Below are 9102 nucleotides of genomic sequence, written 5' to 3'. Positions count from 1 at the left end.
GGCGTAGACGGCTACGCTCCCGATCCCGGCGTCCCGGCATGCACGGGCAACGCGAACAGCGATTTCGCCACGGTTGGCGATGAGCACCTTGCGCATGACTGTTCCTTGTCCGCTCACGACTCCTTGTCCGCTCACGACACGTGCCGCCACGAACCGGCCTGTACGTGCGGGGAGTGGCGGGCCCGGTTCCAGCCGGCGCCCCTCCCTGCCCCGCTCCCGAGGGCGCGGGGCAGGGCGGCGGACGACCGCTGCTGCCCCACCGCGAGCAGCACCGCCACCACCGCGGCCAGATCGTCCGCGCTGGGGTTGCCGTGCACGACTTTGAGCTCGCTCATGTCCGTCGCCTCTCACGCCGGGGGGTTGCCGTGCTTGCGGGACGGCAGATCAGCATGCTTGGTGCGCAGCATGTCCAGGGAGCGGACCAGCACCTGCCGCGTGTCCCGGGGGTCGATGACGTCGTCGACGAGTCCGCGTTCCGCCGCGTAGTAAGGATGCATGAGCTCCGCCTTGTACTCCTTGATCTTCTGGTTGCGGACGATGTCGGGTTCGTCGGCGGCCGCGATCTCCCGGCGGAAGATCACATTGGCCGCGCCCTCGGCGCCCATCACCGCGATTTCGTTGCTCGGCCACGCGAGCGAGATGTCCGCCCCGATCGAGCGCGAGTCCATGACGATGTATGCGCCGCCGTACGCCTTGCGGACGATGACCTGCACCCGGGGCACAGTCGCGTTGCAGTACGCGTACAGCAGCTTGGCCCCGTGCCGGATGATGCCGTTGTGCTCCTGGTCCACGCCCGGCAGGAAGCCGGGAACGTCGACGAGCGTGACGAGGGGGATGTTGAACGCGTCGCACGTGGAGACGAAGCGGGCCGCCTTCTCGGAGGCGTGGATGTCGAGTACTCCGGCGACCGAGGCGGGCTGGTTGGCGACGATGCCCACCACATGTCCGTCCAGGCGGGCCAGCGCGCAGACGATGTTCGTCGCCCACAGCGCGTGGACCTCGAAGTACTCGCCGTCGTCGACGATCTCCTCGATCACGCCGCGCATGTCGTACGCCTGGTTGGGATCGGCGGGCACGAGGTCGAGGAGGGCGTCGTTGCGCCGGTCGGCCGGGTCGTCGGTCGCCTCGACCGGCGGTGTCTCGCGGTTGTTCTGCGGAAGAAGGGACAGCAGGTAGCGGACCTCCTCCAAGCAGGTCTCCTCGTCGTCGTAGGCGAAACCGGCGACACCGGAGGTGGCGGCGTGCACATCGGCGCCGCCCAGTCCGTCCATGGACACCTCCTCACCGGTCACCGTCTGAACGACGTCGGGGCCGGTGATGAACATCTGCGAGGTCCCGCGGACCATGAACACGAAGTCGGTGAGTGCGGGCGAGTAGGCCGCACCGCCCGCGCACGGCCCGAGCATGACGCTGATTTGCGGGATCACGCCCGAGTTGCGGGTGTTCCGGCGGAAGATCCCGCCGTACCCGGCCAGTGCGGTAACGCCTTCCTGGATGCGCGCCCCGGCCCCGTCGTTCAGGGACACCAGCGGGGCGCCGGCGGCCTCTGCGAGGTCCATCAGCTTGTGGATCTTCGCCGCGTGGGCTTCGCCGAGTGCACCGCCGAAGATCCGGAAGTCGTGCGCGTAGACGAACACCGTGCGCCCGTGGACGGTTCCCCATCCGGTGACCACTCCGTCGGAGTGCGGGCGGCGGCGCTCCATGCCGAAACCGTTCGCCCGGTGCCGGCGCAGCGCCTCGACCTCCTGGAACGACCCCTTGTCCAGGAGCAGTTCGATGCGTTCGTGGGCGGTCAGCTTGCCCTTGGCGTGTTGGCGCTCGGTGGCAGCCGGGTCGGGCCCCTCTCGGGCCGCCGTCTTCAGTTCGGTCAGTTCTGCCAAGCGATCCTGGGCCGGCATGGCCACGCTCCTCCTCAGCGTCGGACGGTGATCGGTGTTACGGCGCCATACGGTTCAGCAGGCGCCCGGCGGCCGCGAGTTCCGCCGGTTCGGTGCCGCCGGCGGCGACATAGCCGTCCGGGCGCAGCAGCAGAAAGCCGGTGGTGCTCCGGGCCAGATGCTCATGGGTGACGCGTAGGGGCGCCTGCTCGGCCAGGGCCCGGCCGCGCGGGGCGAGACCGCCCCGGCCCGCCGGTCCCAGGGTCAGCAGCCGGAACCCGGGTGGCTCGCCCGCCGGCGCCGGGGGCACCCAGTGCGGCGCCCGCATGCCGGGCGCCGGCAGCCGGCGCCCGGGTCGCGCGGGGACCCGGGAGCGCGCTGGGGTGTTGGCCGCGGCCGAGAGAGTGTCGGGGTAGTGGACGCGCCAGCCCGCGAGCAGCGGGACGAACCAGCGCCGGAGTATTCCGGTCGCCTCCAGTGCGCTCCACGCGGTGTTGCGCACCCGGGCCGCGAAGGGGCCGAGCATGAACACCTTGAGGAACTGATGGGTGGTACGGACGATCTGCTCGGCCGCCTGCCGCCGCTCGGGCTCGTAGGTGTCGAGGATCTGCGCACCGAGCGTGCCGCTGACGACGCCGGCCAGCTTCCAGGCCAGGTTGTGTGCATCCTGGAGCCCGAGGTTGAGGCCCTGGCCGCCGAGCGGTGAGTGAGTGTGGGCGGCGTCGCCGACCAGGAAGCACCGCTCCTTGCGCAGGACGGAGGCGATGCGTTCCTGGCTGCTGAAGCTGTTGATCATTTCAAGGTCGGTGACCCGCAGATTGCCGGGTCCTCGCTCGTCGAGCAGCTGCTGCACGCCCTCAGGTGTCAGGGGGTAGCCCTCGGGGACCGCTCCGGAGATCCGTATCCGGTCGCCCGGCATCGAGGCGAATACCACTGAGCCGGCGCGGCCGAGGAAGTAGTGCACGGCGGCCCGCTCGAAGGATCCGTTGATCTTCCCCTCGGCCAGCAGGAAGCTGGTGGACACCTGATTGCCGACGAAGTCGATGCCCAACTGATCGCGTACGCCGCTGCGTACGCCGTCCGCGGCGACGAGCCAGTCGGCCTCGATCAGCTCCGAGCCGTCCGGGCCCTGCGCCTTGGCGGTGACGAAGTCGCCCGTGGTGGCCACGTCGGTGACCCGGGTGGCCCGCTCCACGCGGCCGCCGAGCCGTATGAGCGTCTCCTCCAGCAGCCTGCTGGTGTCCTCCTGAGGAAGCATCAACGGCTCGTTCAGCGCGCCGAGTTCGACGCGCAAGGTCCGGCCGCCCGCAAGGTGGTAGCTGGTCGAGCGGATGCGCAGCCCCTGCCGCTCCGCCTCGTCGAGCATCCCGATCTCGCGGAAGATGCGGAGGGTCGGCGGGTGGAGCTGGACAGCACGGGAGCCCGTGTTCGGCTGCTCTGCGGCCTCCACGATCCGGGCCGGTACGCCGTACCGCCACAGTTGGCAGGCCGTGGCCAGGCCGACCGGTCCGGCGCCCACGATCAGCACAGGTGTCCGCTGTTTCATGCCGGCTGCTCCTCTGTCTTCCGCGTCTTCCCTGATGTGCCTGTCTGTTTCCTTGCCTGGTCTCCGGGGGCGGCCGCGGCGATCCACTCGTGCACGGCCCGTGCCGTGTCCGGGGCGTACTCCTCGATCATCGAGAAGTGGTCGCCGGGCACCTCCACGGCGTCGTGGCGCTGCTGCCAGCTCGACCGCACCCGGCCGTCCGCCGACGCGGGCGCGCCGGGCACGGGCCCGGCCGGGCGGACCAGGAGCACCGGTGTCTTGATGTCGGCCGGCTCCCAGCGGGAGATGAGCTCCAGATAGCTGCTCATCGCGGTGAGCCGTTCGTCGCTCAGGGGGGCGAACTCCCCGAGCCGCTCGACCATCCCGTCCATCAGGGCGGGGGCGATCTCCGCGAGCGCCTCGCTGCCGGGTAGGTAGGTGTCGAGGAGGATCAGCGCGTGGGGGAAGACGCCAGTGGACTCCAGAAGGCCGGTCACGGCGTGCGCCAGGACTCCCCCGGAGGAGTAGCCGACGAGTACGAACGGGGCGCCGTCCGCGCGCTGTCGTACGGCTTCGGCCGCCGCGGCGGCTATCGCGTCGAGTGACGCGGGCAGTCGCTCGCCTTCGAGGAAGCCGGGGAGGGAGAGCGCCGAGACCTCCCGGCTGCCCCCGAAGTGGGCGCCGAACCTGGCGAACTGGTGCGGGCCGGAGGTGGCGAGAACCGTCGGGAAGCAGATCAGAGCGGCTTCCCGGTCGCCCGGGGAGATGACCACGGACGCGGGAAGGTCGGTGGCTTCGGGGGCCTCGAAGGCCGGACGGGTCCGCGCGGCCTTGAGGAGGCGGCCGTTGAGCGCGTCCCTCTCGCCCTGCTCCCGGGCCTGGAGGTACTGCGCCGCCAGGGTGCCGTCCGCACTGCCCACGTCACCGGCGGGCGTCTGGCCCGCCAGTTCGTCCCGCAGGAAGCGGGCCAGAGCGTCGGGCGTACGCCGGTCCAGGATCATCCGGGCGGGCAGCCGTCGCCGCAGAACGGTGTCCAGGCGATTGCGCAGTGCCACGCCGGCGACCGAGTCCATGCCGAGTTCGAGGAAGTCCCGCCGCGCGTCGATGGCCTGCGGATCGCTGTGGCCCAGTAGCGACGCGATTTCGGCGCGTACGAGGCCGAGCAGCAGGTCGTACCGCTCGGCCGCAGTGGCTCCGCGGAACCGTTCGAGTACGGCGGATCCGCGGTCGGCGGCGGGCGAGGCGTCCCGCAGAGTCTGTTCGACCTCCGGGATGGAGCGGATCAGCGGACGGGGCCCGCCTGCGGCGAGGACCCGCAGATAGGTGTCCCAGTCCAGGTCGGCGACGACCAGGGTCGCCGTGTCGTCGTCCAAGGCCTGCTGGAGGGCCAACAGCGCACGCTCCCCGTCGATCGGGGGCAGGCCGCGCCGGGCGAGCCGTTCCTGCCTGCTGCCTTCGGCGGCCGCCGCCTCGGGCACGGCGTGCGCCTCGTCCCACACCCCCCAGGCGACCGAGGTCGCGGTGAGGCCACGGGCGCGGCGGTGGTCGGCGAGGGCGTCCAGGTAGGCGTTGGCCGCCGCGTAGCCGGCCAGCCCCAGACCGGCGCCGAGCGTTGCGGCGATGGACGAGAACAGCACGAAGGCCGACAGGTCATGATGCTGTGTCAGTTCATGAAGGTTCCGCGCGCCGTGTGCCTTGGACCGCAGCACCCGGTCCAGGCCGTCGAGCGTGAGCGTGCCCAGCGCCTCTTCCTCCAGCAGCCCGGTCGTGTGGAAGACGGCGGTCAGCGGTGAGTCGTCCGGTACCGCGGCCAGGACGGCGGCCAGCGCCTCCCGGTCGGCCGGATCGCAGGCCGTGACGGTCACCCGGGCGCCGAGGGCCTCCAGTTCGGCCCGCAACTGCGCCGACGCGTCGGGGGTCGTGTCCGATCCTCCGGCCAGCAGCAGGTGTTCGGCTCCGGCCGCCGCGAGCCGACGGGCGACCTGTGCGCCCGCGTCCTCGGTTCCGCCGGTGACCAGCACGGTGCCGCGCGGCTGCCAGGTGCCGGGCGTCGGGGCCGTCCGGCTGCGGGGCGCGCGCACCAGGCGCCGGGCGAAAACACCGTACGGACGTACTGCCAGCTGGCTCTCCTCCCCCGCTCCGGCGAGCACGGCCGCCAGCCGGGCCAGGTCGCGCTCGTCGGGCGAGTCCGGCAGGTCCACGACGCCGGCCCACAGATGCGGGATCTCCAGCTCGGCGACCTGGCCCAGCCCCCAGACATGCGCCTGTACGGGATGGTCGAGCGGGTCCGGGTCGCTGACGGAGACCGCCCCTCGGGTCACCGACCAGACCCTGCGGTCGATCCCGGCGTCGGCGACGGCCTGGAGCAGTAGCAGGGTCGCGGCGAGTCCGGCGGGCAGCGACGCGTGACGCTCGTCGGCCGTGCCGTTCAGCGGCAGCAGGGACAGCACTCCGGTGAGGCCCGCGCTCTCGCCGGCGGTGCGCAGCCGGGCGGCGAGCGTGTCCCGGTCCAGGCCCGGTTCGACGGTCAGTGTGAGCGCCCGGGCGCCGTGGCGCTCCAGCGTGGAGACCACGGCGTCGACCAGCGGTTCACCGTCGGCCGCGGCGGGCACCGCGACGAGCCAGGTGCCCGTGGGCGCGGCCGGTGCCGGGTCGGTGACGGGCCGCCAGACCACGCGGTACCGCCAGGAGTCCAGCTCCGAGCCGGCCCGGCTGTCGCGCCGCCAGGACGCCAGGGCAGGCATAACCTCCTCCAGGGTGTCCTGGCTCAGCCGCAGTGTGGCGGCGAGGGCCTCCAGGTCCTCCCGCTCGACGGTCGCCCAGAACGCGGCCTCGATACCGTCCGGCGCCGCGGTCCCCCGATCCCCGGAGGGCTCCACCCAGTACCTGCGGCGCTGGAAGGCATAGGTAGGCAGCTCGACGCGGCGAGCCCGGGTTCCCGCGAAGACCGCGGTCCAGTCGGTGGCGACCCCGTGGACATGGGCCTCGCCCAGGGACGCGTAGAAGCGTTCAAGTCCGCCGTGCCCGCGGCGGAGCGTACCCACGACGACCACGTCGGCGTCGGCGCTCTCGGCCGTCTCCTCCACGCTCAGGGCCAGCACCGGGTGGGCGCTGGATTCGACGAAGACGCCGAAGCCGTCGTCGAGCAGCTTGCGTACCACGGGCTCGAAGCTGACGGGACGCCGGCAGTTCTCGAACCAGTAGTCGGCCGTCAGCTCCGAACCGTCCAGCACCTCGCCGGTCACGGTGGAGTACAGCGGAATCCGGCCTGCGGTGGGGCGTACGAACTCGAGGAGCCCGGCCAGGCGTTCGCGCAGCGGATCCACCTGGGCGCAGTGAGAGGCGACCGTCGCCGGGATGATCCGGGCCCGGACTTCTTCCGCGGAGAGGGCGGCCACCAGCTCCTCCAGGGCCTGCGGCTCACCGGCCACGGTGACCAGCTGGGGACTGTTGATACCGGCGATGGACAGCCGCTCCCCGTAGGACTCCAGCCACGGCTCCACCTCGGCGCGGGAGAGGCCTACGGAAGCCACCGCGCCCCGGCCGACGAGTTCGTCGGCGAAGAGCTGCGAGCGCAGCACCACCAGCCGGGCGGCGTCCTGGAGAGTCAGTGCCCCGGACACGCATGCGGCCGCTATCTCGCCCTGGGAGTGCCCTACGACGGCGTCGGGCTCCACTCCGTGGGACCGCCACAGATCCGCCAGGGACACCATCACGGAGAACAGGACGGGCTGGACGACTTCGATGCGGTCCAGCGAGGGCGCGCCGTCCTGCTCGCGCAGCACGGCCTCGACATCCCAGTCGACGTAGGCGCCCACGGCCTTGGCGCAGGCGCGCAGCCGCTCGGCGAAGGCCGGTGCGGTGTCGAGGAGTTCGACGGCCATCCCGGCCCACTGCGAGCCCTGCCCGGGGAACACGAAGACGGTTCTGCCGCGTTCGTGTGCGGCTCCGCGGACCAGCTGCGCGGCGGTTTCGTCGTTGGCCAGCGCCTCCAGTCCTGCGCTCAGGGCGGCGCGGTCGGAGCCGATGACGACGGCCCGGTGGTCGAGCAGCGAACGGGTCGTGGCCAGGGAGAGACCGACATCGGCGACGTCGAGCTCCGGGTGGCCGGCGATGTACGCGGAGAGCCGGCCGGCCTGGGCCCGCAGCGCCTCCTGGTTCTTGGCCGACACCAGGAACGGCACGACGGCCGGTACGACGGCAGCCGCAGTCCCGGTCCCGGTCGCAGCGGGCGCCGGGGTGGCCTTGCCCTCGGCGGACCCCCGCTCGTCGGCCGGCGCCGCCTCGATGATGACGTGGGCGTTGGTGCCGCTCATCCCGAAGGCCGACACCGCCGCGCGCCACGGGCGGTCGCTCTCCGGCCACTTCCGCTGCTCGGTGAGCAGCTCGACCGCGCCCGAGTCCCAGTCCACGAACGGGGACGGCTCGTCGACGTGGAGCGTGCGGGGCAGCACACCGTGCCGCATCGCCATCACCATCTTGATGACCCCGGCCATGCCCGCGGCAGCCAGCGTGTGCCCGATGTTGGACTTGATCGAGCCCAGCCACAGCGGGTGCTCGTCGCGCTCGCGTCCGTACGTCGCCAGCAGCGCCGAGGCCTCGATCGGGTCGCCCAGCCGGGTGCCCGTGCCGTGCGCCTCCACCGCGTCCACGTCACGCGGCGTGAGCCGCGCACTGGCCAGCGCCTGCTGGATCACGCGCTGCTGCGCCGGGCCGTTCGGCGCGGTCAGACCATTGCTCGCACCGTCCTGGTTGACCGCGCTGCCCCGTACGACCGCCAGCACCTGATGGCCGTTGCGCCGGGCGTCCGAAAGCCGCTCCACCAGCAGCACTCCGACACCCTCGGCCCAGCCGGTGCCGTCGGCCGACGCCGAGAACGCCTTGCACCGCCCGTCCGGGGAAAAGCCGCGCTGCCGACTGAAGTTCACGAACTCGGTCGGGGTGGCCAGTACCGTTACGCCGCCGACCAGCGCCAGCGAGCAGTCGTCCCGGCGCAGCGCCTGGGCCGCCAGGTCCAGCGCCACGAGGGACGAGGAGCAGGCAGTGTCCACGGTCACGGCCGGGCCCTCGAGGCCGAAGGTGTACGCGACACGGCCCGACAGCACGCTTCGCGCGGCGCCCGTCATCTTGTACGCCTCGATCTCGTCGGCGGCCGACTGGAGCGTGAGCTGGTAGTCGTCGGTGACACAGCCCGCGTACACCCCGGTCCTGCTGCCGCGCAGCGTCGCCGGATCGATGCCCGCCCGCTCCAGCGCTTCCCAGGACGCCTCCATGAACAGCCGCTGCTGCGGGTCCATCGCCGTCGCCTCACGCGGCGAGATCCCGAAGAAATCCGCGTCGAACTCGGCCGCTTCGTAAAGGAATCCGCCCCGCCGGGTGACGGTCTTGCCCGCCCGGTCCGGATCGGGGTCGTACAGGTTGTCGACGTCCCAGCCGCGGTCGGACGGGAAGTCCGCGATCACATCGGCCCCGGACTCCACGACCGCCCAGAGATCCTCGGGCGACCGCACACCGCCCGGGAACCGGCAGCTCATGCCGACGATGGCGATGGGCTCGTGCCGGCTCTCCTCCGCTTCCTGCAGGCGTCGGCGGGAATCGTGGAGCTCGACGGTCACGCGCTTGAGGTAGTCCCGGAGCTTCTTTTCGTCAGGTGTCGCATTCATTGGCGTTCCTCGCTGGTGATGGGCAGTGGAGATGCCG

At 71.9% G+C, this 9102-nt stretch carries 4 protein-coding genes and 1 pseudogene; all 5 read right to left on the bottom strand.

The features are described from left to right. On the bottom strand, nucleotides 1–96 hold a 96-nt coding region (locus tag ACH492_RS30255), incomplete at its 3' end, for a biotin carboxylase N-terminal domain-containing protein (protein WP_281179312.1). A gap of 35 nt (nucleotides 97–131) precedes the next feature. After that, entirely contained in the window at nucleotides 132–335 is a 204-nt protein-coding gene (locus tag ACH492_RS30250) for an acyl-CoA carboxylase epsilon subunit (protein WP_398991086.1), read from the bottom strand. A 12-nt stretch (nucleotides 336–347) separates the two neighbouring features. Further along, entirely contained in the window at nucleotides 348–1898 is a 1551-nt protein-coding gene (locus ACH492_RS30245) for an acyl-CoA carboxylase subunit beta (protein WP_398991084.1), read from the bottom strand. A gap of 37 nt (nucleotides 1899–1935) precedes the next feature. Beyond that, nucleotides 1936–3423: an FAD-dependent monooxygenase gene (locus ACH492_RS30240; RefSeq protein WP_398991082.1), complete on the bottom strand. Its 1488-nt coding sequence runs from the start codon at nucleotides 3421–3423 to the stop codon at nucleotides 1936–1938. Continuing rightward, nucleotides 3420–9017: pseudogene (locus ACH492_RS30235) on the bottom strand (type I polyketide synthase); the annotation flags it as partial. The pseudogene ACH492_RS30235 and the gene ACH492_RS30240, both read right to left, overlap by 4 nt. Between the last annotated feature and the right edge of the window lie 85 nt (nucleotides 9018–9102).

Origin of the sequence: Streptomyces sp. NPDC019443 (assembly GCF_044389785.1) — a bacterium.
Classification (GTDB): Bacteria; Actinomycetota; Actinomycetes; order Streptomycetales; family Streptomycetaceae; genus Streptomyces.
The sequence above is the reverse complement of the archived record's forward strand: the minus strand, read 5'-3'. Positions and strand labels throughout refer to the sequence as shown.